At 73.5% G+C, this 24,174-nt stretch carries 23 protein-coding genes and 1 pseudogene; 12 read left to right on the plus strand and 12 right to left on the minus strand.

What is annotated here, in order from left to right; genetic code table 11:
• Nucleotides 1–47: 47 nt before the first annotated feature.
• From G567_RS0117530 to G567_RS0117555, 6 genes are all read left to right on the plus strand, one after another.
• Complete coding sequence (locus G567_RS0117530) at nucleotides 48–1,256, plus strand: DUF3500 domain-containing protein (protein ID WP_245585689.1); 1,209 nt, start codon at nucleotides 48–50, stop codon at nucleotides 1,254–1,256.
• A 150-nt stretch (nucleotides 1,257–1,406) separates the two neighbouring features.
• Nucleotides 1,407–2,204, plus strand: a complete 798-nt coding sequence (locus G567_RS0117535; protein WP_028931008.1) for a helix-turn-helix transcriptional regulator — start codon at nucleotides 1,407–1,409, stop codon at nucleotides 2,202–2,204.
• Nucleotides 2,205–2,258: 54 nt separating this feature from the next.
• A complete protein-coding gene (locus G567_RS0117540) occupies nucleotides 2,259–2,636 on the plus strand; it encodes a VOC family protein (RefSeq protein ID WP_028931009.1) in 378 nt (125 codons plus the stop codon).
• 26 nt (nucleotides 2,637–2,662) lie between these two features.
• Nucleotides 2,663–2,863: a hypothetical protein gene (locus G567_RS34365; RefSeq protein WP_147201041.1), complete on the plus strand. Its 201-nt coding sequence runs from the start codon at nucleotides 2,663–2,665 to the stop codon at nucleotides 2,861–2,863.
• Complete coding sequence (locus tag G567_RS0117550; protein ID WP_028931010.1) at nucleotides 2,860–3,213, plus strand: MmcQ/YjbR family DNA-binding protein; 354 nt, start codon at nucleotides 2,860–2,862, stop codon at nucleotides 3,211–3,213. The genes G567_RS34365 and G567_RS0117550 overlap by 4 nt, the downstream gene beginning before the upstream one ends.
• Nucleotides 3,214–3,232: 19 nt before the next feature.
• Nucleotides 3,233–4,000: an alpha/beta fold hydrolase gene (locus G567_RS0117555; protein WP_037057576.1), complete on the plus strand. Its 768-nt coding sequence runs from the start codon at nucleotides 3,233–3,235 to the stop codon at nucleotides 3,998–4,000.
• Nucleotides 4,001–4,019: 19 nt separating this feature from the next.
• Here the strand turns inward: G567_RS0117555 and G567_RS0117560 are convergent, their stop codons facing one another.
• Nucleotides 4,020–4,547: an Lrp/AsnC family transcriptional regulator gene (locus tag G567_RS0117560; protein ID WP_028931012.1), complete on the minus strand. Its 528-nt coding sequence runs from the start codon at nucleotides 4,545–4,547 to the stop codon at nucleotides 4,020–4,022.
• Between the two features lie 59 nt (nucleotides 4,548–4,606).
• Nucleotides 4,607–5,029 carry a TIGR03668 family PPOX class F420-dependent oxidoreductase gene (locus G567_RS0117565; protein WP_051233231.1) on the minus strand — a complete coding sequence of 141 codons (423 nt, stop codon included), beginning with the start codon at nucleotides 5,027–5,029 and terminating at the stop codon, nucleotides 4,607–4,609.
• Between the two features lie 87 nt (nucleotides 5,030–5,116).
• Here G567_RS0117565 and G567_RS0117570 point away from each other — a divergent pair, with 87 nt between their 5' ends.
• The 3 genes from G567_RS0117570 (at nucleotide 5,117) to G567_RS0117580 (ending at nucleotide 9,910) form a co-directional block, all read left to right on the plus strand.
• Nucleotides 5,117–5,845 carry an MBL fold metallo-hydrolase gene (locus G567_RS0117570; protein WP_028931014.1) on the plus strand — a complete coding sequence of 243 codons (729 nt, stop codon included), beginning with the start codon at nucleotides 5,117–5,119 and terminating at the stop codon, nucleotides 5,843–5,845.
• 143 nt (nucleotides 5,846–5,988) lie between these two features.
• Entirely contained in the window at nucleotides 5,989–9,096 is a 3,108-nt protein-coding gene (locus G567_RS0117575) for a DEAD/DEAH box helicase (protein WP_028931015.1), read from the plus strand.
• Nucleotides 9,089–9,910: an SWIM zinc finger family protein gene (locus G567_RS0117580; protein ID WP_028931016.1), complete on the plus strand. Its 822-nt coding sequence runs from the start codon at nucleotides 9,089–9,091 to the stop codon at nucleotides 9,908–9,910. Before G567_RS0117575 ends, G567_RS0117580 begins: the two co-directional genes overlap by 8 nt.
• 7 nt (nucleotides 9,911–9,917) lie before the next feature.
• On the opposite strand, the gene G567_RS0117585 is transcribed toward G567_RS0117580, so the two are convergent.
• From G567_RS0117585 to G567_RS29585, 3 genes are all read right to left on the minus strand, one after another.
• Nucleotides 9,918–11,543, minus strand: coding sequence for a hypothetical protein (locus G567_RS0117585; RefSeq protein WP_051233232.1), 1,626 nt, complete (start codon nucleotides 11,541–11,543; stop codon nucleotides 9,918–9,920).
• 112 nt (nucleotides 11,544–11,655) lie between these two features.
• Complete coding sequence (locus G567_RS0117590) at nucleotides 11,656–11,997, minus strand: DUF3817 domain-containing protein (protein ID WP_051233233.1); 342 nt, start codon at nucleotides 11,995–11,997, stop codon at nucleotides 11,656–11,658.
• A gap of 118 nt (nucleotides 11,998–12,115) precedes the next feature.
• Nucleotides 12,116–12,529 carry a hemerythrin domain-containing protein gene (locus G567_RS29585; RefSeq protein WP_037057577.1) on the minus strand — a complete coding sequence of 138 codons (414 nt, stop codon included), beginning with the start codon at nucleotides 12,527–12,529 and terminating at the stop codon, nucleotides 12,116–12,118.
• A gap of 166 nt (nucleotides 12,530–12,695) precedes the next feature.
• Between G567_RS29585 and G567_RS0117600 the strand changes: the two genes are divergently transcribed.
• Nucleotides 12,696–13,202, plus strand: a complete 507-nt coding sequence (locus tag G567_RS0117600; protein ID WP_028931018.1) for a DUF309 domain-containing protein — start codon at nucleotides 12,696–12,698, stop codon at nucleotides 13,200–13,202.
• 143 nt (nucleotides 13,203–13,345) lie between these two features.
• On the opposite strand, the gene G567_RS0117605 is transcribed toward G567_RS0117600, so the two are convergent.
• Complete coding sequence (locus tag G567_RS0117605) at nucleotides 13,346–14,464, minus strand: NDMA-dependent alcohol dehydrogenase (protein ID WP_028931019.1); 1,119 nt, start codon at nucleotides 14,462–14,464, stop codon at nucleotides 13,346–13,348.
• A 161-nt stretch (nucleotides 14,465–14,625) separates the two neighbouring features.
• Complete coding sequence (gene dprE2 / locus G567_RS0117610; protein ID WP_028931020.1) at nucleotides 14,626–15,369, minus strand: decaprenylphospho-beta-D-erythro-pentofuranosid-2-ulose 2-reductase; 744 nt, start codon at nucleotides 15,367–15,369, stop codon at nucleotides 14,626–14,628.
• A 33-nt stretch (nucleotides 15,370–15,402) separates the two neighbouring features.
• On the opposite strand from dprE2, the gene G567_RS0117615 reads away from it, so the two are divergent.
• A complete protein-coding gene (locus G567_RS0117615; RefSeq protein WP_028931021.1) occupies nucleotides 15,403–16,251 on the plus strand; it encodes a shikimate dehydrogenase in 849 nt (282 codons plus the stop codon).
• Nucleotides 16,252–16,283: 32 nt separating this feature from the next.
• Here the strand turns inward: G567_RS0117615 and G567_RS0117620 are convergent, their stop codons facing one another.
• Nucleotides 16,284–16,868, minus strand: coding sequence for a class I SAM-dependent methyltransferase (locus G567_RS0117620; protein WP_028931022.1), 585 nt, complete (start codon nucleotides 16,866–16,868; stop codon nucleotides 16,284–16,286).
• Nucleotides 16,869–17,002: 134 nt separating this feature from the next.
• On the opposite strand from G567_RS0117620, the gene G567_RS0117625 reads away from it, so the two are divergent.
• A complete protein-coding gene (locus G567_RS0117625; RefSeq protein WP_084796215.1) occupies nucleotides 17,003–19,135 on the plus strand; it encodes a bifunctional lysylphosphatidylglycerol flippase/synthetase MprF in 2,133 nt (710 codons plus the stop codon).
• Nucleotides 19,136–19,140: 5 nt separating this feature from the next.
• On the opposite strand, the pseudogene G567_RS29590 reads toward G567_RS0117625, so the two are convergent.
• From G567_RS29590 to G567_RS29595, 4 genes and pseudogenes are all read right to left on the minus strand, one after another.
• Nucleotides 19,141–19,749, minus strand: a pseudogene (locus G567_RS29590) (alkaline phosphatase family protein); the annotation flags it as partial.
• Nucleotides 19,750–19,783: 34 nt separating this feature from the next.
• Complete coding sequence (locus G567_RS0117635) at nucleotides 19,784–20,182, minus strand: spore germination protein GerW family protein (RefSeq protein WP_147201039.1); 399 nt, start codon at nucleotides 20,180–20,182, stop codon at nucleotides 19,784–19,786.
• Nucleotides 20,183–20,203: 21 nt separating this feature from the next.
• Entirely contained in the window at nucleotides 20,204–21,913 is a 1,710-nt protein-coding gene (gene ilvD / locus G567_RS0117640) for a dihydroxy-acid dehydratase (protein ID WP_051233237.1), read from the minus strand.
• 85 nt (nucleotides 21,914–21,998) lie between these two features.
• Nucleotides 21,999–23,825 carry a DEAD/DEAH box helicase gene (locus G567_RS29595; protein WP_373865890.1) on the minus strand — a complete coding sequence of 609 codons (1,827 nt, stop codon included), beginning with the start codon at nucleotides 23,823–23,825 and terminating at the stop codon, nucleotides 21,999–22,001.
• Nucleotides 23,826–24,174 lie beyond the last annotated feature (349 nt).

Here is a 24,174-nt window from a genome sequence, read left to right on the forward strand (position 1 = left end):
CCGTGGTCGGCGATGCCAGGGGTTCCGCGAGGGCATAACCTCGGTGGATGGCCTCCGTCAATGCTGACGAGAACAGAGCCGACGAGAACAGAGCCGACCAGAACAGAGCCGACCAGAGGCGGCTCGAGGCGGGCCGGACGGTCGCGGCCCGGATGGCCGAGGCCGCGGCCGCGTGGTTGGAGTCGCTCGACGACCGGCAGCGTGCGGTCGCGACCGCGCGCGCCCCGGGCTCCGACACCGAATCCGACGCCGAACGGCTGCGTTGGTACTACACCCCGACCGACCACGGCGGCCTGCCGCTGCGCGAGCTGCGCCCCGCCCAGCAGAGTCGCGCGATGCAGCTGGTGGCCAGCGGGTTGTCCGCGGCCGGGTACGGCACCGTCGCGACGATCATGGGCCTGGAGAACGTGCTGGACCGTACCGAGGGCTGGACGGTCGACTGGGGCCGCGAGCGCGGGCGCGACCCCGGGCTGTACTACCTGCGGGTCTTCGGCGAGCCCGGTGCCTCGGGGGCCTGGGCGTGGCGCCTCGGCGGCCATCACGTGTCGCTGAACAACCTCGTCGTCGACGGCGCGGTCCGCTCCACGACGCCGTGCTTCCTGGGGGCCGACCCGGCGTCCTCGCCGCTGCTGGGGCCCGCTCCGCTGCGGCCGCTGGGTGGCACGGAGGACCTGGCCCGCGAGCTGATGCGGTCGCTGCCCGCCGAGCTCGCGGAGCGCGCGACGCTGCTCGACCGCGCCCCCTTGGACATCATCGGCGGCAACCGGGCGCGCATCCTCGGTGGCGAGGAGGGCGAGCAGATGATCCGGCTGCCCGATCTCTGGCGGGGGCGATTGCGCGAACCCCGCCTCGCCGAACTGGTCGCGAGGATGGACCGCCAGGGCGAGGAGGGCACCGGGTACGACGCGGCCGACCACGCCCGGCTCGCGCTCACCCACGCCCCGAAGGGCCTGCCCGGTTCGGCGCTCGACGCGGGGCAGCGGGAGCTGCTGGCCGCGCTGCTGATGACCTACCTGGGGCGGGTTCCCGGCGGGCTGACCGACGTTCCCGAGCTCGAGGACGTGCATCTGGCCTGGGCCGGGCCGACGGAACCGGGCGCCGCGCACTACTACCGGTTGCAGGGCCCGCGGCTGCTCGTCGAGTACGACAACACCCAGCGGGGCGCCAACCACGCCCATTCGGTGTGGCGCGACCCCGAGGCCGACTTCGGCCACGACGTGCTCGCCGCGCACCGGGCCGCGGCCCACCGCAGATGAGCCGTTACCGGTCGCCCGCTGATCGCCCGGATCGTCCGACCGCAGACCGTTCACCCGCCCATGATCGTCGTTACGGAGCCCGCAGCCGCGCCGACCGCGGCGGAACCTGCCCCTTCACCGATCATGGACCGGAGGCGGCATGCTGGGGCCGTGGCCGAGTCGGAGTACGTGCGAGGCCGCCCGCACCGGGCGCTGGTCCGGTACGTGCTGGGCTACTCCGGCTACCGCGAGTTCAGCCCGATCCCGCTGCGGCGGCGGCAGGCCCCGGTGGGCTCGTGTGCGTTGATCCTCAGCTTCGGCGACCCGATCCGGCTGCACGGTCCGGCCGGGCCGCTGGTGCCCGCGTCGTTCCTCGCCGGGATGCACGATGCGGCGGTGATCACCGAGTTCACCGGCGCCCAGGGCGGCGTGCAGGTCGATCTCACCCCCCTCGGGGTCTTCACCCTGCTGCGCCGTCCCATGCCCGAGCTGACCAACCGCACTCCCCGGCTCGACGAGCTCGACGACGCGGCGCTCTCGGCTCTGCCCGCCCGGCTGGCCGAGGACCGGGACTGGGCGCGGCGCTTCGCGCGACTCGACCGGTACCTGGGCTCCCGGCTGCTGGACGACCGCGCCGCGCACCCGGACCCGGAGGTCGCGTGGGCGTGGGACACGCTGGTGGACAGCGACGGTGCGGTGCCGGTCGCCGCGCTCGCCGCGGAGGCCGGCTGGAGCCGCCGCCATCTGCTCACCAGGTTCCGCGACCAGATCGGGTTGGCCCCCAAACCCGCGGCGCGGGTACTGCGGTTCAGCCGGGCCGCCCAGCTGCTCGTGGCCGGATCCGCCGCCGCCGACGTCGCCGCCACCTGTGGGTATGCCGATCAGAGCCATCTCGTGCGGGAGTTCCGGGCGCTGGCAGGCTGCACCCCCGGCCAGTACCGCGCCGAACAGGACGCGGCGGCCACGTAGCGGGTTCCCATTCGTTCAAGACCGGCGCACCGGCAGGCCCTTAGCGTCGCCGCCATGAGCATTCATCCAACGCTGCGCTACACCGACGCGCACACCACCATCAAGTTCCTGACCGGCACGTTCGGCCTGACCGAGATGCACACGAGCACCGACGGTTCCGGCGCGGTCACCCACGCCGAGCTGTCCTGGGGCGACGGCGTCGTGATGCTGGGCACCCGGTCCGACCCGCCGGGGCCGTTCGACACCGGCCGCGCCGTCCTCTACCTGACCACCGACGACCCCGACGCACTGCACGAGCGAGTCGTCGCCGCCGGAGCCGAGATCGTCTACGGGCTGACCGACCAGCCCTACGCGTCCCGCGAGTTCGCCGCGAAGGACCCGGAGGGCAACGTCTGGTGCTTCGGCACCTACCACCCCGCGGCGGCGTCGTGATGAGCCGCGCCCGCCCGCATGGTGGCGTGACGACACCACCCTCACCGCCCATCTCACCGCAGCATGGTCCGGCCAAGGCCGGGGACCCGGTGGCCGACCGCGGGCGCGTCGTCGGGCTGCTGTTCGGGTTCTTCCCGGCCCAGGTGAGCCACGCGATCGCGCAGCTCGACGTGGCCGAGCGGCTGCCGCCGACCGGGTACAGCGTGCTGCGCGCGGTGCCGGCATGACGACCGACCCCCTGCCGCGGCTGCGCGCGCTGTGCCTGGCGCTGCCGGAGGTCACCGAGAAGCTCAGCCACGGCGAGCCGACCTGGTTCGTGCGCAAGGTGTTCGTGACCTACGCCGACCGTCACCACGACGACCGGGTGGCGTTCTGGTGCGCCGCCCCGCCGGGGGCTCAGGAGGCCATGGTGGCGGCGCATCCGGACCGTTTCTTCCGCCCGCCGTACGTGGGGGGTCGCGGCTGGCTGGGGGTGTGGCTCGACGTTCCGGTGGACTGGGACGAGGTCGCCGAGATCGTCGCCGACGCCTATCGGGAGATCGCCCCGAGGCGGCTCGTCGCCCGGATGCCGTCGTGAATGCTCGTAACATGTCCGAGTGTCCGATTCCCGGCTGCCGCTGATCGAGCTGAACGGTTCGCGCTACGAGTACGAGGACGTTGGGGGCGGGTTCGCGAGCGCCCCGCTGCTCTTCCTGCACGAGGGGCTCGGCTCGGTCGGGCTGTGGCGCGGCTTCCACCGGCGCATCGCCGCGGCGTCGGGTCGGCGCGCCGTCGCCTACTCCCGGCTCGGCCACGGGTTCTCCGACCTGCCGCCGAGCAAGCGGACGCCGTCGTTCATGCACGAGGAGGCGGCGCAGGTCGTGTCGTCGCTCATGGCGGCGCTCGACCTGCCCGAGCCGGTGCTCGTCGGGCACAGCGACGGCGCCTCGATCGCGCTGCTGGTCGCCGCCGCGCTGCCGGTCCGCGGGCTGGTGGTGATGGCGCCGCATGTGTTCGTCGAGTCGCACGGCCTCGACGGCATCGTCGCCGCCCGCACCGCCTACCTCGAGGGTGACCTGCGGACCCGGATGGCACGGCACCACCGGGATCCCGACGTGACGTTCTGGAACTGGAACGACGTGTGGCTCGACCCACGGTTCCGAGACTGGGACATCACCGCCGAGCTCGCCGGCATCCGCTGCCCGGTTCTGGGTGTGCAGGGCGACGCCGACCGGTACGGCTCGATGGCCCACGTCGAGGCCGTGCGCGACCGCGCGGGCGGCCCCGTCGAGCTGCTCGCCCTTTCGTGTGGGCACTCCCCGCATCTGGAATGCCCCGAGGCCACCGAGAAGGTGGTCACCGAGTTCCTCCGGTCCCTGGGCTGAGGGACCTGTACGGAGAGACCTATGTGGACGGGGCACCGGCCCGGAACGCGGGCGCCCGGCTCGGGCTCGGTCGCGGATGCGCCCGCAGCAGCGGCAGCACCCGCGGCGCGACGACCTCGGAGAGCACCACCACGCTGGTCGAGCGGATGACCGAGCCGGACCGACCGATGCGCAGCAGGGTCGCGTGCAGGTCCTCGTGCGAGGCGGCGGCGACCCGGCAGAACACGTCGGCGGTTCCGGTCGTCGCATGCGCCTCCAGCACGCCGGGAATGGCGTCGAGCTCGGCGCGCACCGCATCGATCGCGCCCTGGGCGATCTCCAGGGACACGAAGGCCTGCACCGGGAAACCGGCGGCGCCCAGGTCGATCTCGGGGCCGTACCCGGTGATCACCCCGGCCTGCTCCAGCCGCTCGAGCCGGGCGGTGACGGTGGCGCGCGCGACCCGCGCCAGCCGCGACAGCTCCAGCGCGCCGGCACGGGGGTGCGCGCGCGCCAGAGCGATCAGCTCGACGTCCAGGGCGTCGATCTTGCTGATCGGCGGGCTCATCGACACCGTCACCTTCTGCGCGATCCGGCTGGCTGACCTTGCTCAGCATGACATTCTGCTCAGCTCGCCGACCACCCCACCCAGACGGTCGGGGTCAGCGCCAGTACCGGCCCGGCCGGCCGCGCGTCGCGGTAGGGCGGATACTTCGCCACCAGCGCGTCGAGTGCCCGCGTCCGCAGCGCGCCGCCCGTGTGCACGACGGCCAGCCCGTCGATGCGAACCCACCACAACCGGGTCCAGTCCTCGGCGTAGTGGTCGACGAGCAGCACCGCCCGCGGGTCGCGTTCGATATCGGCCAGCCGGGCCAACCGGCCGTGGCGCTTGGGTTTCACCTCGTCGACCGCCGAGAAGAGCAGCCCCTCCACTAGCACGAACGTGATCGGCACCAGCCGCGGGGTGCCGTCGGGGCGCAGCGTCGCGAGCCTGCCCACGCGCGCCGCGGCGACCCGGCGGCGCTGTTCGGCCTCCCCCAGCGCGGGCAATGACGCCTCCTCGAGCAGCCGGTTCGGGCCCAGTCTGGCCCGGATGTCGGTCCCGCACGAGCGCCGTCTCGCCTACGCTCGGCCGCTATGGCGCATCCACCCGCGACCGAGCTGGTTCCCGGGATCTGGCGGATCCCGACGGTCGGCCGCGCCCAGGTGAACTCCTACGCCTTCGTCGACGGCGACGGGTCGGTCACGCTGGTCGACTGCGGGCTGAGATCAGCGCCGCCGCGGATCGTCGCCGGCCTGGCGGCGATGGGAAAACACCCATCGGACGTCGCCCGGATCGTGCTCACCCACGCCCATCCCGATCACGCCGGCGGCGCCGCGGAGCTGGCCCGGCAGTCCGGCGCGCCGGTGGCCGTCCACGTCGACGACGTGCCCTACGCGGTGCAGGGCCGCGCCCCGCGCCCGGACCAGTCCCTGCGGGCCGGGCGGTTCCTCGCGCGCCTGCCCGGCGGCGGCTTCCCGCCGGTCCCGGTGGGTGAGGACCTGACCGACGAGCAAGTCCTCGACGTCGGCGGTGGGCTGCGGGTCGTCGCCACGCCGGGGCATTCCCCCGGACACGTTTCGCTGCTGCACGAGCCGACCCGGCTGCTCGTCACCGGCGATGCCATCTTCAACGTGCTGCGGCTGGCCATCTCGCCGCGGCCGCTGTGCTCGGACTTCCGGATGACCCGGCGCACGGCGCACCGGCTCGGTGAGCTCGACTACGACGCCGTGGCGTTCACGCACGGCCCGGAGATCACCGAGGGCGGACGCGAGGTGCTGCGGGCGTTCCTCGCCAGAACGGTCACCGCCCGGACCCCGGAATAGCTCCCGGGCTGTCGGTGCCGGCATCGTCCCGCGAGTCCGTCGACGGTGCCGCCGCATTCCCGCTGATGGCCGCGGTGGAGGGTTGGCCGGAGACGCCGTGGGTCATTCCGTGGCGGCCCGCCGACGCTGGGTAGTCTGCGTCCGTGTTCGCCGTCCACGGGTTGTGGTCTCCCGGCCGCGGGCTGCTGTTGTGGGCCGAGGACGGCGAGCGTCCCGCGACGACGAGCAGCCGCTCGCTGCGCTCGGCCCGGCCGCACCCGTTCGCGGTGCCGTCGGCCGAACTGGCCGAGCTGCATCCGGGGAAGCCGGTCATCGTGACGCTGCTGCTGCCCTCGCGCCGATCGGGCCCGGTGGCCTCCCCCGAACTGGTCCGTTCCGCGCCGATCCGCGCCGGCCGGTCATCACCGAGCCTGCTGCCATGGTCGGTGCCGGCCGTGATCGTCGACCCTACCGAGCTCGACGACCCGGCCGAACAGGTGCGCTATGGCGCCTCCGTCGCGCATCTGCGTGAGATGCTGCGGTTCGCCGACGGGCTCGCCGCGCGCGGCCGGGTGCTGCCGACGCTGGTCCGCGAGCCGGGCCCGGAGGCCCGCTGGCGTCTGATCGTCCAGGGCCGCGATGCGGTCGTGTTCGATGCGCTGGTGTCGGCGCTCCCCCCGGTCGGCCGGGCCGAACGGCAGGCGCCGGGCGCGACCACCGGGCCGGACCCGGGGGAGCTGGTCGGCGACGCGGTCGCGGTGCTCACCGACACCGCGGTCCGCGACCGGCTGGCTCGCGCCGACGCCCTCGTCCCGCTCGTACCGCCGCGGCGCGGTCGCGTCCCGCGCCGCATCCCGGTCACCGAGGGATGGCTCGCCGCCCTGCTCACCTCCGACGGACGGGTCGAGGCCGATGAGCGCGAGCTGGACGAGCTCGCCCGCGCGTTGGAGCCGTGGGACGGTGTCGGCACCGAATCCGCCGGGCCGGCGCGGGCGTCGTTCCGGCTCACCGAGGTTGGCGTCCTCGACGACCCGGCTGCCCCCGACGGGCCGAGCACCGACCAGACCGGCGACGGCACCCGCTGGCAGCTGCAGTTCCACCTCCAGTCCGCCGCGGACCCGAGCCTGCTGGTGCCCGCGGACCGGATCTGGGGCGGCGGCGCCGGCAAGCTGGCCAGGCTGATCGGCGAGCCGCAGGAACTGCTGCTGGCCGAGCTCGGCCGGGCCTCGCTGGTCTACCCGGCGCTCACGCCCTCGCTGCGCCAGGCCCGGCCCGAGTCGCTCGACCTCGACCTCGAGGGCGCCGCGCGGTTCCTCACCGAGGACGCCGCGTTGCTGCTCGGCGCCGGGTTCGGGGTGCAACTTCCGGCGGGCTGGGACGGCGGGCGGCGGCTGGGTCTGCGGCTGTCGGTGCGCTCCACCCCGACCGCGGGTGTCGTCACCCGCAGCGGCCTCGGCCGCGAGCAGGTCGCCGATTTCCGCTGGGGCCTCGCGGTCGGCGACGACGTGCTCGACGCGGCCGAGCTCGACGCGCTGGTCGCGGCCAAGGCACCGCTGGTGCGGCTGCGCGGCAACTGGGTCACGATCGACCCCGAGCAGCTGCGTGCCGGCCTGGAGTTCCTGCGCCGGGCCGAGCGCAGCCGCGCCGGCCGGCACCCACCCTCGGCCGCCGACGTGCTCGCGCTCGCCCAGCGACACCCCGCCGAGCTCGCCGACGAGCTGCCGCTGCCGGTCACCGGGGTCGACGCGCAGGGTTGGCTCGGCGATCTGCTCGACGGGACCGCCGAACGCAGCCTGGAGCCGCTGGAGCCGCCGCCGGGTTTCACCGCGTGGCTGCGGCCTTACCAGCGGCGCGGGCTGTCCTGGCTGGCATTCCTGTCCTCGCTGGGGCTGGGCGCCTGCCTGGCCGACGACATGGGGCTGGGCAAGACCGTGCAGCTGCTGGCCCTGGAGGCACACGAACGGGCCGGGCTCCCCGCGTCCCGCGGTGCGACCCTGCTGCTGTGCCCGATGTCGCTGGTCGGGACGTGGCAGCGGGAGGCCGCCCGGTTCGTGCCCGGGCTGCGGGTGTTGGTCCACCACGGTGGCGACCGGATCCGCGGGGACGGGTTCGCCGACGCGGTGGCCGCCGCCGACCTCGTCGTCACCACCTATGGCACCGCCACCCGCGATATCGACATGCTCGCCGCGGTCGCGTGGCGCCGCATCGTGCTCGACGAGGCCCAGGCCATCAAGAACAGCCTCGCCGCTACGTCCAAAGCCGTGCGCAGGCTCCGGGCCGAGCACCGGATCGCGCTCACCGGCACCCCGATGGAGAACCGGCTGGCCGAGCTGTGGTCGGTGATGGACTTCCTCAACCCCGGGGTGCTCGGCAGCACCGAGCGGTTCCGGCAGCGGTTCGCGGTCCCGGTCGAGCGCTACGGCGACACCGAGGCGGCCGGGTTGCTGCGCCGCATCACCCGGCCCTATCTGCTGCGCCGGATGAAGACCGATCCGAACGTGATCGACGACCTGCCGGAGAAGATCGAGATCACCCAGCACTACCGGCTCACCCGCGAACAGGCGTCGCTGTACCAGACGGTCGTCGACGACATGATGGAGAAGATCGAGGGCTCGGACGGGATCGCGCGGCGCGGCAACGTTCTCGCGGCGATGGCCAAGCTCAAACAGGTCTGCAACCACCCGGCCCAGCTGCTGCACGACGGCTCGGAGATCGGGCGGCGGTCGGGGAAGGTCGCGCGGCTGGAGGAGATCCTCACCGAGATCCTCGCCGAGGGCGACAAGGTGCTGTGCTTCACCCAGTTCACCGAGTTCGCACAGATGCTGGTGCCGCATCTGTGCGCCCGGTTCGACCAGGAGGTGCTCTACCTGCACGGCGGCACGAACAAGAGACAGCGCGACGAGATGATCGAGCGGTTCCGGTCACCCGGCGGGCCGTCGATCTTCCTGCTGTCGCTCAAGGCGGGCGGCACCGGGCTCACCCTCACCGCCGCCAACCACGTTGTGCATCTCGACCGGTGGTGGAACCCGGCCGTCGAGGACCAGGCGACCGACCGGGCGTTCCGGATCGGCCAGCGCCGCACCGTGCAGGTGCGCAAGTTCGTCTGTCCCGGCACCGTCGAGGAACGGATCGACGAGATGATCACCTCCAAGAAGACGTTGTCGGGCATGGTGATCAGCGACGGGGAACGCTGGCTGACCGAGCTGTCCACCGTCGAGCTGCGCGAGGTGCTGACGCTGGGGGCGGAGGCCGTGGATGGCACGGATGAGTGAGCGCACGCCGTGGTGGCGCGACGCCCCGCCGAGCCGGCCGCGGCGGGTCAGCGGTGGCATCCAGATCCACACCGCCCGCGGATCGGTCGCCCAGACGTGGTGGTCGGCCCGGTTCATCGAGGTCCTGGAGTCCCTCGGGGTCGGGGGCAGGCTGGCCCGGGGCCGCACCTACGCCCGTGCCGGACAGACCCTGGATCTGCGGGTCGAGCCGGGCGCGGTCGTCGCCCGGGTGCAGGGGACCCGCCCGCAGCCCTACCGGGTCCGGATCGGGCTGCGCACCTACGGCAAGGCCGAGTGGACCGCGGTGGAGCAGGCGCTCGCCGACGACGCCTGGTATGCCGCCGCCCTGCTGGCCGGGCGGATGCCGCCGGAGATCGAGCAGCTGTTCGCCTCGCTGGGCCTGGCGCTGTTCCCGGCGAGCGGCCACGACCTGAGCATGGACTGCTCGTGCCCGGACTACGCCGTGCCGTGCAAGCATCTGGCCGCGGTGTTCTATGTCCTCGCCGAGCGCTTCGACGCCGACCCGTTCGAGATCCTCGCGCTGCGCGGACGCGACCGGGAGACCCTGCTGGCGAATCTGCGGGCCCGCCGCGGCGGCACCGCCCAGGCACCGGACGCACCGCAGGCCACCCCGCTGGCCGACCTGCTCGACACGTTCTTCGTCGCGGGTCCGTCCGAGGCCTCGCAGCTCCCGCCCGCCCCCACCCCACCCGACGCCCTGCTCGACCAGGTCCCGGCGTTTCCGATCGAGGTCCGCGGGCACCGCGTCGTCGACCTGTTGAGACCCGCTTACCGGGCGCTCGGCGACGGCTGAGGACCGGTCACTGGTAGGAGATGAACACCGGCGAGATGGGCCCGACCGCGACCGTCTGGGCGGGGGTGAAGGTGGGCGTGTCCTCGTCGTAGAAGTTCTTCCAGCCCCACCAGAGGTTCGGCGGTGGGTCCGCGTGCAGGGCGTTCCAGGTTCCGAACTTCAGCTCGGGTGTCCCGAAGCCGTCCGCGTGGATCAGTACGGCCAGCTCGTCGCGACCGGTGTCGACCTGGCCGCGGTCGCTGATCATGCCGAGCTGGAACTGGTGCAGCATGAGCAGCTTCTGCGGCAGGTGGTGGTCCCGGGTGAGGTCGGCGAGCCACTCGACGACGGTGTTGATCTCCGCCGCGGTCACCGAGCCGATCTGCACCCGGTGGAGCTGACCGGGACCCAGCCGCCACTCGGGATCGAGCGCGAGCCCCACGTGGGGTTCGGTGAGCAGCTCGGTGTAGCGGCGGGCCTGGCTGAGGAAGTCGGCCCGGCCGGGTTGCAGATCGAGCACGACGTACATGCCGGCGGCGCGGGCGGCGTCCACCCAGGGACGCAGGTCGGTCACCGAGGACTCGGCGGAGTAGTCCCCGTCGGGGCCCGGAGCCGAGTCCGCGACCGTGGCGATGATCTCGAAGGCGGGCACGACCGGATCCGCCACCAGCGATTGGTAGGACCGGGCCAGTCGTTGCGCGCGCCGGACCGCCGCGTCGACGGGCTGCTCGCCGAGCACGCCGAGGGCCGGGGCTCCGGGGTGCCCGTAGAGGGCGACCATGTGTCGCCCGGGGAAGAGCACCTGCCCCCCGCCGGGAAGCTCCGCGCCGGTGGCCGCGGCCTCGAGCCTGCCGCGCAGCACCTCGGGCGTCCCGAAGGCTGCGCCCAGTGCGACGACGCGGCCTGCCGGGTGCTCGTTCAGAACGGTGGCCAGACCCGCAGCGGCCCGCGGATCGGGCACGGCCAGTACCCGCACCTGCGCGCCGGAGGCCCTGGCGGTCGCGACCGCCAGGGCCTGGTCGGGGGTGGCCTGGGCGAGCACCAGCACCGACGCCTCACGCACGGCCGGGGTCACGGTCGGCAGCACCTGGTCGGACCCCCGGTCGGTCCGGTCGGGTACGGGCGGGTCAGCGGCGAGCAGCGCGGTCGGGTTCCGCCCGAGGGCGGCGACGTCGGCGACGAGCCGGGCGGAGTCGATCGGCTCCGGCGCGCCGAACCGCCGTCCGGTGAGCCGTTCGAGCGCCGCCGGATCCGCCGGGGCCTCGACGACGGCGGGTCCGCCGTCCTGCGCCCTGGCCCACGCCGCGGCCGTCCCGACGGCGAGCACGACGGCTGCCCCCAGCCTGCCCAGCTCGTCGCGGACCGGCCCGTCCTGGCCGGCGGCCGGAGCAACCAGCGCAGGCACCCCTAGCGCCACCGCGAGCGAGGCCGACCGGGCCTGGCCGGCGAGGTCGTCGTCAGCGGCCAGCACCACGACCGGCGCCGAGCGGTAGAGCGCCGCGCTCGTCGCCACCGCCAGCGCCGCCGCGTCCGCGCCGGAGACGACGACCGGCCGCTCCCCGAGGTCGCGCAGCTGGGGAGCCTGTGGGGTGGACGGTTGCCGGGAGCATCCGGCGGCGAGCAACACGAGGATCAACGGGACGAGCAGCGCCACACGTCTACCGCCGATTCGTCCCATTTCAGCCCCCCGACCAGCCCGCGCCTGGCCTGCAGACTAGGAGGGGCGAGGCGCATCGGTCAGTCGGACACGCCCGGGGCCGGTGAGGTCAGAACGCCACGGCGGGCGCCCGGAGCCGGCCGGTGCGCAGGGCCCAGCGCTCGAACCACAGTGTGAACAGCGGTGGGATGCTGGCGACCAGCGCGAGCAGGAGGGTGCGCGGCTCCCAGCTCAGTCGCCGGGCGGCGACGACGGCGATCACCAGGTAGGCCACGAACAACGCTCCGTGGATCGGCCCGAAGATCTTCACCCCGATGTCGCTTCCGACGGCGATGTACTTGAAGAACATGCCGACGAGCAGACCGGCCCACGAGCAGGCCTCGGCGATCGCGATCGCCCGGAAGGCCCTGGCGGCGCCGGAGCGGGAGGGGTCGGCGGACTGCTCGGCCATCGGCGGCAACTCCTGGGGTCTCGGGCGGTTCGTCCCCTCCACTGTGCCGCACGCGCCCGCACCACCTTCTACCGGGTGTCGAATATCTCTCCGCGGCCGGGCCGGTGCCCACCGGTCGTCAGCGGGGTTGGCACCCGGACCAGTCGACGGCGACCGCGGCGGCCGGGAAGAGGCCGTTCTCCTCGCGGTCGATATGCCGGCGGAGCAGATCGATGAACGCGCCGGCGCCGGAGAGCTCGCCCTTCGCGATCCGGTCGAGACGGGCGTCGAGGTCGTCGTGCTCGTCGCACAGCGTGCTGATGTGCTCGGTGAACATGGGATCGCGCCGCAGCTCGGCGAACAGGCCCCGCTCCTCGCCCTCGGTATGCGGATGCAGCAGGTGGCCCAGGTCGTGCGCGCACTCCCGGGCGGCCGCATGGTCGCCGCGCTGCGCGGCCCTGGCCAGCTCGCCCGCGGTGTTGACGATCTCGTCGTGTTCCGCTGAGAACCGCCCGATGATCGTGATCGCGCGGCAGCCGCAGTATTCGCACATCTGGCCTCGGATGTCCTTCCGGGTGGCACCGGGTTACCACCTCCTCTGTACCCTGGACCGCCGGGGCGGTCCCCGGCCACAGGACCCGCGGGTCCGGGACCGCCGGCCCGACACGGCCCGATCCGGATGGCGGTGAACGGCGGGCGCCGTTAGTAGGGTCGGGGTCATGTCCGTCGACCACCGCGGAGACCGGCGTCGCCGTGATCGGGACCCCGCGGGACGGGCCCGCAACGCCCGCCCGCGCGACGCCAGCGGCCGGCCGCTGCCCTACGGCCAGCCGGGTGTGCCGCGGCTGCCCGAGGACCTGGTGCTGACCCCGGACGAGACGGTCAGCCAGGCCCAGCGGCTGCTCGACGAGGGCCTCCCGTTCCAGGCGCACGAGGTGCTGGAGGCGGCGTGGAAGTCCGCCGATCCGGCCACCCGGGATCTCTGGCGGGCCCTCGCGCAGCTCGCGGTCGGGCTCACGCACGCCCAGCGCGGCAATACGCGCGGTGCGGTCGCGCTCCTGGACCGCAGCGCGGACGGCGTGGCCCGGTGGATCGGCGACCCACCGGCCGGGCTGGACCTCGACGGTTTGATCCGGCACGCCACCGCGCTGGCGGAGCGGATCGAGACGTCCGGCGCGGACGTCGTGGTCGAGGCGGACCTGCGGCCCCGGCTGCGTCGCTCCTGAACCGGTCCGGGGTTCGAGTCAACCGCGCCGCCACGTCCGTCACCATGATCGTCGCTTCGGCGGCCGCGGCCGCGCACATCGCGGTGCCCGGCTCCCAAACGTCGATCATGACGGGAGCCGGGCACCGGGAGGGAAGGCGCCGATCAGTCGTAGCGGATCACGCCGCGGATGTTCTTGCCGTCGTGCATGTCCTGATAGCCCTGCTGGATCTGGTCGAGCGAGTAGGTCTTGGTGATCAGCTCGTCGAGCTTCAGCACGCCGTCCTGGTAGAGCTGCACCTGCCGGAGGATGTCGAAGCTGGGCGCCGACGCGCCGAACAGTGCCCCCTGCAGCCGCTTCTGGAACAGGGTCAGCTCCGAGATCGCGATCGGCAGCCCCACCTCGGTGATATCGCCGAGGCCGGTGACGACCACGGTGCCTGCCTTGCGGATCGCCGTGAACGCCTGCGCGACGTGCTCGGGCTTCGTGACGCCGACCGTGACGATCGCGGAGTCGGCCCCCTGCCCGTTGGTCATCTCCTTGGCGAGCTCGGTGGCCTCCTCGATGGTCTCCGCGCTGTGCGTGGCACCCAACTCCTGGGCCTTCTCCCGCTTGAACGCCACCGGGTCGACGGCGATGATGTTGGTCGCGCCGGCGTGCCGCGCGCCCTGTACGGAGTTGATCCCGATGCCGCCGATGCCCATCACGATCACCGTGTCGCCGGGCCGCACCTCCGCGGAGTTCACCGCCGAACCCCAGCCGGTCCCGACCCCGCAGCCGAGCAGGCACGCCTTGTCCAGCGGGATGTCGTCGGGGATCTTCACCGCCGACTCCACGGCCACGGTCGTGGTCTCGCAGAACGTCGAGATCCCGCACATCTGCCCGACCGGCCTGCCGTCGAGACTGAGCCGGAAGTCCTCCGGGTTGTCCCACCGCGAGCCGATGAGCAGCGTCGCGCCGAGGTCGCACAGGTTCTGCTGACCCGTCGCGCACCAGCGGCAGCGCCCACAGCCGGGCAGGAACGAGAAGACGACGTGATCGCCCTCGGCGAAGCCCCGCACCCCCGTTCCGATCGCCGTCACCACGCCGGCTCCCTCGTGACCTCCCGCGAACGGGTAGATCCCGACCGGAATGTCGCCGGTGGCGATGTGGTCGTCGGAATGGCAGAGGCCGGAGGCCGCCATCTTGACCTGGATCTCGCCGGGCCCCGGGTCGTCGAGTTCCAGGTCGACGACCTCGAACTTGCCGGGCGCCTGCCGGATCACCGCTCCACGGGTCTGCATCGAGCACCTCCCGAACGACAACGTTGTGCGATGGGGTATGCACGCACGACGATATGACCGGTATCACACAAAGGGAAGCCTCCGCCTACCCCGCGAGTCGCGGTGTTTTCGCGACCGAGTCGCGCTATCCCCGCGACCACACCCACCCGCTCATAGGTTGCTCAGCGCGGTAGCCGCCGCCAGATCGCCCGTGGCAGCACCCGCATCCCCCAGAACACCGGCCGCAACAGCGCGGGCACCCAGACCTCGTCGCGACCGCCGTGCAGAGCCGCAACCGTGGCGTCCGCGACCTGCTGCGGGGTGCTGGGGAACGGGGCGGGCGCCATCCCGGAGGTCATCCGGCCGATCACGAACCCGGGCCGGACCAGCAGCAGCCGCACCCCGCTGCCGTGCAGAGCATCGGCCAGCCCGCTCGCGAAGCCGTCCAGCCCCGCCTTGGCCGACCCGTAGACGTAGTTCGCCCGGCGCACCCGGACCCCGGCCACCGAGGAGTACACGACCAGCGTGCCGCTGCCCTGTGCCCGCAGCAGCTGGGCGAGATCGGTGAGCGCGTGCACGTGGGCGACGTAGTCGGTGTGCACGATCTGCACCGCATGCCGGGCGTCGGCCTCGGCTCGGGCCTGCTCGCCGAGGATCCCGAACGCGACGACGACGGTGTCGATCGTGCCGTGCCGGGCCCACAGCGCGTCGAGCAGCGGGCGATGCGACGCGAGGTCGTCGGCGTCGAACTCGACCCGCTCGACCGCGCTCGCCCCGGCGGCGCGAACCCGTCGCTCCTCGTGGTCGAGATCGCCGCTGCGCCGCGCGGCGAGCACCACGGTCCGTGCCCCGGACCCCGCCAGCCGCTCCGCGACCGCGACCCCGATCTCGCTGCGCCCACCCAACACCAGCACCGTCTCGCCCATTCTGCGAGTCTCGCCCCTGGGCATACTGGCGCGATGACCACCCCGCCACGGCGGGCCGCAGTGCTCGGCTCCCCCATCACGCACTCGCTGTCCCCGGTCCTGCACCGGGCGGCCTATGCCGCCCTCGGCCTCGACGGCTGGCGTTACGACGCCCACGAATGCGATGAGGCCGGTCTGCCCCGCTTTGTCGACGGACTGGGTCCGGAGTGGGTCGGGCTGTCGCTCACGATGCCGCTCAAACGGGTCGCGCTCGCCGTGGCCGATCGGGTCTCCCCGCTGGCGACGGCGACGGGCGCGGCCAACACCCTGGTCCTCGGCCCCGACGGGCGTTTCGCGGAGAACACGGACGTCGCCGGGATCGTCGCCGCGCTGCGCGAGAGCGGGGTGCGGCAGGCCGGGCGGGCCGTCGTCCTCGGTGCGGGCGGGACGGCGCAGGCCGCGCTCGCCGCCCTCCGCGAACTGGGAACCGTCGATCCGCTGGTGTTCGTCCGCGACACCGGACGGGCCGGTGAGCTGCGCGCGGCCGCCGAACGGCTCGGGATGTCCCCCCGGGTCGAGGCCGCGCTCACCGATCCGGAGCGGGCCGCCGGCGCGCTCGCCGACGCCGATGTGGTGATCTCCACGCTGCCCGCGGGCGCGGCCGACCCGCTCGCGGCCACCCCGTGGTCGCGGTCGACAACCGTGCTCGACGTCGTCTACGCCCCCTGGCCGACACCGCCCGCCGCCGCGGCGGCGGAAGCGGGCTGCGCGGTCGTCAGCGGACTCGCGATGCTGCTGCACCAGGCCGTCGCGCAGGTCGAGCTGATGACCGGCCACCCGGGTCCGGTCGAGGCCATGCGCTCCGCCCTCGACGCCGTCACCGCAGCTCAACCCCCCCTGTGAGTGCGTAACAGTGTTAGAACACTGTTACGCACTCACAGGGGGCGGTGAACCGAGACGGCGTACGAGCCGCCGGTATAGGCGTCGCGCGACCACGTCGACCATCGGTCCTCGGGCGACAGGCCCGACGCCGCGCACCAGCCGTCGTAGTCGGCGAGAGTGGGCCAGCCGCCCTGCAGCGAGAATCCGGCGACGAGCCGCCCGCCCGGCCCGAGGTGCCGGGCGCAGGCCGCGACGGCGGCGGCGCGATCCGTCGGCGCGACATACGGCACCACGTTGCCGGCGAGCACCACGACATCGAAGCGCGCCGCCAGCTCGAGATCCTCCAGCCCGAGCGTGAGCCAGCGCAGCGACGGCGCCTTCGCCCGGGCGGCGGCGATCATGTCCGGATCGGGGTCGACGCCGACGACGTCCATCCCGCGGCGCGCCAGCTCGACCGCCACCCGCCCCGTGCCGCAGCCGCCGTCGAGCACCGCGGAGGGTTCGTAGGACGCCACGAGGTCGGCCTCGCCGTGCGGGTTCTGCCCCGCCGCGGCCATCCGACTCCACCGTTCGTCGTAACTGTCGAGGTCGACCTCGGTACGCCAACGCGACCAGTCGCCGGGGAGCGTGTGGGACACGCCGCCGAGACTACGTCCCGCGGCGGGCGCACCGTCCACCGCGGGCGTGCGGCCCGAGCACGCGGCCCCTTGCGCCGACGGCCGCAGGACGCGCAACATGCGGTTCCGAATTCGCGGCCGCAGCGGAGACCATCATGGCCGAGCAAACGCGTCGAGCTCCGACGACCACACGGTCGGCGGGCCCGGCCCGCGCCGGGCGGGAGCGGCTCGCCGTCCTGCTGCGCCGCCTCCCGTTCACCACGGTCGTGGTCGCGCTGATGCTCGCCGCCGGGATCGGCACCGGCTCGCTCTGGCATCCGGTGACCGACCGGCCCTGGTACCCGCTGGCCGGATACGGAATCCCGGCACTGGCCGACGGGTATCTCTGGACCCCCGTCACCGCGGCGTTCTTCGCCCTGACCCCCCTGTACTACCTGCCGATGGCCGGCGGTTTCGCGGTGCTCGTCGGGTTCGCCGAGTGCCGGCTGGGCACCCGGCGCGCCGCGCTGGTGACGATCGGCGGCCAGCTCGTCGGGCTCGTCGGGGCCACCCTGCTGTTGCTGGCCCTCCGGGGCACCGGCTGGGCGTGGGCGGTCCTGCTCGCCGGGCAGCTCGACGTCGGGTTCTCCGCCGGCGCGCTGGCCGCGGTGGCCGCCACCTCCGCCGTGCTGCGATCGCCGTGGCGGCTGCGGCTACGCCTGGCGCTGGGCATCTACCTGCTGGTCTCGATCCTCTACGTCGGCTCACTGGCCGATCTCGAGCACCTGATCGCCGGGGTCGCGGGGCTGCTCGCGGGCGGGACGCTGACCCGCAACCTGGGGCCGCCGCCGGGCGGGCGCGCCAGCCGCCGGGAGTGGCGGCTGCTCGCCGTCGCCGGCGTTGCCGTCATCGCCGTGGGCACCGTGGTCGTGTGGCTGGTGCCGAGCGAGGGGCCGCTCGGGGCCACCGCGGGCGCCGACGGGTCGTTGCTCGACGTGCTGATCACGCTCATCCTGGCCGCCCTGCTGGTCAACGGGCTGCGCCGGGGGCGACGCGCGGCGTGGTGGTGGGGGGTCGTGATCGCCGGGCTCAACGTGTTGCTCGGGGTCGCTGTCGGCGTGCTGGCCGCGGTCGCCGTCGCCCTCGACCTGCCCTACCAGATCGAGGGTGCCGCGCTGTTCGTGGTGGATCGGCTGTTCTGGGCGGCGTTGCTGGTCGTGCTGGTGGCGGGCCGGCACGCGTTCCAGACCCCGGGGAGGAGACGGCGGCGCCGCGGCGTCCCGGGCGCGACCGATCGGGACACCGCGACGGCGCTGCTGATCGAGCACGGCGGCGGCACCCTGTCCTGGATGGCGACCTGGCCGGACAACGCCTGGTTCCGCACCGCCGACGGGGACAGCATCGTGGCCTACCAGGCACACGCCGGCGTCGCGATCGGGCTCGGCGACCCGATCGGTCCGTCGGGCTCGCAACCCGGCGCCGTCGCCGAGTTCGCGCGGATGACGGAGCGCTCGGGGCTGGTGCCATGCCTGTTCTCGGTGACGACCCCCGTGGCGACCGCCGCGTCCGGGCTCGGCTGGCAGCACGTCCAGGTCGCCGAGGACACCCTGATCGACCTGCCCGACCTGGAGTTCGTCGGCAAACCATGGCAGAACGTGCGCTCGGCGCTCAACCGGGCGGCCAAGGAGGGCGTCGAGTTCCGGCTCGCCGCCCTCGCCGACGAGCCGTGGTCGCTGGTCGAGCGGGTGCGGGGGCTGGCCGAGGAATGGGTCGGCGACAAGGGGCTGCCCGAGATGGGCTTCACCCTCGGCGGTGTGGACGAGGCGCTCGACCCGCGGGTGCGGGTCGCGCTGGCCCAGGACGCCGCCGGCACGCTGCACGGCGTGACCTCGTGGCTGCCCATCTACGGGCCCGGCGGGCACCCCCGGGGATGGACCCTCGACCTGATGCTGCGGCGCCACGACGGCTTCCGGGCCGTCGTCGAATTCCTCATCGCGCGCAGCTGCCAGGCGTTCCGGGCCGACGGCGCGGCGGTCGTCTCCCTGTCGGGGGCGCCACTGGCCCGCTCCGGCGACGCCGGCGAGGCCGCCGGCGTGCAGCGCGTCCTCGACGGGCTGGGCACGGCGCTCGAACCGCTGTACGGGTTCGGCTCGCTGCACGCGTTCAAGGCGAAGTTCCGCCCGCGCTACGAACCGCTGCACCTGACCTACCGCGACGAGGGTGACCTCGCCCGCATCGGGATCGCGCTGACCAGGGCCTACCTCCCCGACACGCCCGTGCGGGAGCTGCTGCGGCTGACCCGGGCGTAGCCCGGCTACCGGGCGTCCGGGCGCCAGACGTCGGTGATCGGCTCGGTGTCGGCGCTGTGCCCCAGCGGCGGCAGGCCGTACATCGCCTGGATCGTGCGCAGCAGCCGGTAGTGGTCGACCCGTTCGGAGTACTGCCCCGGGGAGACCATCGGCCCGACGCAGAAGGTGACGATCCGGTTGTCACCGCTCGTCGACTCCGACTCGTCGAACGTGACGATCAGCAGGCTGTCGTGGTCGCGGGCCCAGCGCACGTATCCGTCGAGGTGCTCGCGGGCCCACGCGTCGCCGGTCGCGACGTCGCAGTCGTGCATGTCGTGGCACAGGTTCGGGATCAGGAACGAGCTCGTGGGCAGGTCGGCGTACTCGTCGGGCAGGTCCGACAGCGGCCGGTTGGCCTCGGCCGGGACGTTCGAGAAGTTCACCCACGGGTTGTGTTTGCGGGCGTAGTCACCCTCCACACATCCGGTGTAGCCGACCTCGGGCAGGTCCTCGGCGTAGCCGGTGAACCTGTGTCCCGCGGCAGCCAGCTGGCTGGCCAGGTTGGGCGCGGAGATCGGGCCGACGCAGCTGTCATCGTCCACCCCGTGGGTGTCGCCGGAGAACAGCGCAAGGTAGTCGGGCCGGCTGCGGGGACATCGCGGGACCGGGTCAGCTCAACACGGCGCGCCGGCGGCGGCGCCGGCGGCTCAGCGCCACCGCGGCCACCACCCCGGCCAGGATCTGGCCGCCCAGCACGATCTTGTTGACGTCGACGGCCGGATGCCAGGCCACCTTGCCGTCCGGCCCGATGGCGAACGCCCCGACCGGCCGGGCCACCACGCCCGCACCGCTGCTGCCGGCCGGGTTGTTCGCGCCGCGGCGGCCGCCGATGCCGCCGCCCGCGCGCACCCGCGCGACCGGGACGACGGTGGTGCCGTCCTTCTCGATCGGTGGGCCGAACACCTGGTCGCGACCGAGCCGCTCGGCGACGATGGCGACCACGTCCGAGGCCGCGCGCTGCTCCGGTGTCTGCTCGGGTGTCTGCTCGCTTGGCGTCGAGGAACTCATGGTCCCACCCTGCCACGCGGGTCAGCCGCAGACCGCCCCCTCGGCGGCCGACCCGACGAGCTTGGCGTACTTGGCCAGCACGCCGGTGCGGTGCTCCGGTGGCGGCGGCGTCCACTGCGCGCGGCGGCGGGCCAGCTCGTCGGCGTCGACCTCCAGGTCCAGCCTCCGGGTGGTCATGTCCAGGGTGATCGGGTCGCCGTCGCGGACCAGCGCGATCGGGCCGCCGTCGGTCGCCTCCGGGGCGAGGTGCCCCACGCACAGGCCCGTCGTCGCGCCGGAGAACCGGCCGTCGGTGACCAGCAGGACGTCCTTGCCCAGCCCGGCACCCTTGATCATCCCGGTGACCGCCAGCATCTCGCGCATGCCGGGGCCCCCGCGCGGACCCTCGTAGCGGATCACCACGACGTCCCCGGCGATGATCGTGCCGTCGGCGACGGCGTCGAGCGCGCCCTGCTCCCCGTCGAACACGCGGGCGCGGCCGGAGAACCGGGCCGAGTCGAAGCCCGCGCTCTTGACCACCGCTCCGTCGGGGGCGAGCGAGCCGCGCAGGATGGTCAGCCCGCCGGTGGGATGGAGGGGGTCCGACATCGCGTGCACGACGACGCCGTCGAGATCCGGCGGGTCGATCGCGGCGAGGTTCTCCGCGACGGTCGACCCGGTGACGGTGCGGCAGTCCCCGTGCAGCAGTCCCGCGTCCAGCAGCGCCTTCATCACCATCGGCACGCCGCCGACCCTGTCCACCGACGACATCACGTACCGGCCGAACGGCTTGACGTCGGCCAGATGCGGCACCCGGTCGCTGATCCGGTCGAAATCGTCCAGCGACAGCTCGGTCCCGGCCTCGTGCGCGATCGCCAGCAGGTGCAGCACCGCGTTGGTCGAACCGCCGAACGCCATCACCACCGCGATGGCGTTCTCGAAGGCCTCCCGGGTGAGGATCTGCCGCGCGGTGATCCCCTTGGCCAGCAGGCCGACCACGGCCTCGCCGGACGCGCGGGCGATCCCGTCGCGCCGCCGGTCGACCGCGGGCGGGCTGGCCGAGCCCGGTAGCGCCATCCCCAGCGCCTCCGCCGCGCTGGCCATCGTGTTGGCGGTGTACATGCCGCCACACGCGCCCTCCCCGGGGCAGATCGCGCGTTCGAGCTCCTCGACCTCGGCGCGGCTGATCAGGCCCTTCACGCACGCCCCGACGGCCTCGAACGCGTCGCCGATGTTGACCTCGCGGTCGCCGACGTGCCCGGGCAGGATCGAGCCCGCGTAGACGAACACCGCGGCCAGGTCGAGCCGGGCGGCGGCCATCAGCATGCCGGGCAGGCTCTTGTCGCAGCCGGCCAGCAGCACCGCGCCGTCGAGCCGCTCGGCCTGCATCACGGTCTCCACCGAGTCGGCGATGACCTCGCGGCTGACCAGCGAGTAGTGCATCCCGACGTGGCCCATGGAGATGCCGTCGGACACCGAGATCGTGCCGAACTCCATCGGGTAGCCACCGGCCCGGTGCACGCCCTCCTTGGCGGCGATCCCCAGCCGCTGCAACGACAGGTTGCAGGGGGTGATCTCGTTCCAGCTGGAGGCGATCCCGATCTGCGGCTTGTCGAAGTCCTCGTCGCGCATGCCGACGGCCCGCAGCATGCCGCGCGCCGCGGTGCGTTCGAGACCGTCCGTGACCTCGCGGCTGCGCGGCTTGAGGTCGGGGGACACGCGGTCGGGGGGCTTCGGGTCGTCCTGAGTCATGTCCCACAGTCTCCCCGCCGGTGAGTGCGTAACAGTGATCTAACAGTGTTACGCACTCACCGGGGGTGCTGAGCTGGGGATTTGGCTACCGGCTCGGGCGCCCCGAGGGGGCGAACCCCCGATCGCGGCGGACGCTCGCCCGCCTGCCCTTGAGCGTGGTTGCCCCGCGCAGCGACCGCAGCACCTCGTCGGCGGCGTGCTCGGGCACCTCGACCAGCGCGTGCCGTTCGTGGATCTGAATGGCCCCGATGTCGCGCCCGGACAGCCGCGACTCGTTGGCCAGTGCGCCCACGATGTCCTGCGGGCGGACCCCGGCCGCGCGTCCCGCCGACACGAACAGCCGGGTGGTACCCGCCCGGGGCGGGCGCGCGCCCTGACCGCGGTCGCCGGGCGCGCGGCGCCCCCCGCCGCGACTCGAGCCACGACCCTCGCGCGGCGCCGACACCACGGGGATCTCCGTCTCGTCCTCCGCCGCACCGGAGACGTCCTGAGCCATCCGAACCGCCGCCGCCGCCACCGTGACCGGATCGAACTCCGCCGCGAGCGACGCGATCACCGCGCGCAGGGCGCCGGTCTCGGCCGACGCATCGTCCTGCTGCGCGACCAGCTTCTCGCGAAGCGCCTCGCTGGTCCGCTCCAGCCGGGCGGCACGCAGGTCCGCCACCGTCGGCACCGGGGCGATCGGCACCGGAGTCCCGGTCAGCCGCTCGATATTGCGCAGGCTGCGCACCGACGACGGGGCAGCCAGGGTGATCGCGACGCCTTCGCGTCCGGCCCTGCCGACCCGGCCGATGCGGTGCACATAGGCCTCGGGCGACTTCGGCACGTCGTGGTTGACCACATGGGACAGCTGCTCGATGTCGAGGCCGCGGGCCGCGACGTCGGTGGCGACGAGCAGGTCGGTGCGGCCGTTGCGCAGCCGGTCGACCACGCGCGAGCGGTGCTCCTGGTCCATGCCCCCGTGCAGCGCCTCGGCCCGCAGCCCGCGCCCGGTCAGCGCCTCGGTGACCGCGTCGACGTCAGCGCGGGTCCGGCAGAACACGATCGCCGCCGTGGGCCGCTCGAGCTCCAGGATCCGGCCCAGCGCCGCGGTGGTGTGGGTCCGCGGGACCAGGTAGGCGGTCTGCCGCACCCGCGGCGCCTGGCCCGCGGGGACGACCTCGCGCTCGATGCGCACGGTCACCGGCTCGCGCAGGTAGGTCCGCGCGAGCGTCTCGATCCGCCGCGGCATCGTGGCCGAGAACAGCACGCCCTGCCGGGTGTCCGGAATCGCCGCCAGGATCGTCTCGATGTCCTCGAGGAAGCCCATGTCGAGCATCTCGTCGGCCTCGTCGAGCACGACGACCCGGAGCTCCTCGAGGTTCAGCGCACCCCGGTTGAGCAGGTCGATCGCCCGGCCGGGGGTCGCGACGACGACGTCGACGCCGCGCCGCAGCGCGCCCAGCTGCGGCCCGAACGGGGCGCCGCCGTACACGGCGAGCACCCGCGCGCCGACGTGCTCGCCGTAGCGGGAGATCGCCTCGGTGACCTGCATGGCCAGCTCCCGGGTGGGGGCCAGCACCAGGCCGAACGGCGCGGTGCCCCCGCCGGGGCGCTCCTCGGCGAGGCGCTGCAGCATCGGCAGCGCGAACGCCGCGGTCTTGCCGGTACCGGTCGCGGCCTGACCGATCAGGTCACGGCCCTCGGTCAGCGGGGTGATCGCCTCGGCCTGGATGGGGCTCGGGTGCTCGTAACCCAGCTCGTCGAGCACCCGCCGCAGCTCGGGGGCCAGCCGCAGGTCGGCGAAGGTGGGACCGTCGGGGCGGTCAGTGGTCTCGGTGTCGGTGTCGGCGTCGGTCAGCTCATCGTCGTTCAGGTCGAGGTCGTTGAGGTCGAACTCGTCGGTCTCGGGCAGGTCCAGCAGTGTGCTCACACATGTCCTCGGTCGCAGGGGGGGTGGCCGTCTCGTCGATGAACGGCGCACTCCGGAAACTCATGAAAGCCCGCGGGCCCTGCGGCAGGAAATACGTGGACCGATGGGGCTCGTAGCCAGCCTGCGCGGCCAGCCGGTTCACCAGTATCCCATGGGCTGATCACGGGTCGTCGAGGGGTGCAACGCGAGCGGCGCTCACGGTGTTCCTCATAACCGTTGCGCTGGTCAGCGCACCTTCGGCAGGATCTCGTTCGACCAGGTCGTGAAGAAGCCGTCGTGGTCGGGGCCCACCTGCTGGACGTAGACCTCGTCGACACCGGCGTCGAGGTACTGCCGGACCCGGGTGAGG

It is taken from the genome of Pseudonocardia asaccharolytica DSM 44247 = NBRC 16224, from assembly GCF_000423625.1.
Lineage (GTDB): Bacteria > Actinomycetota > Actinomycetes > Mycobacteriales > Pseudonocardiaceae > Pseudonocardia > Pseudonocardia asaccharolytica.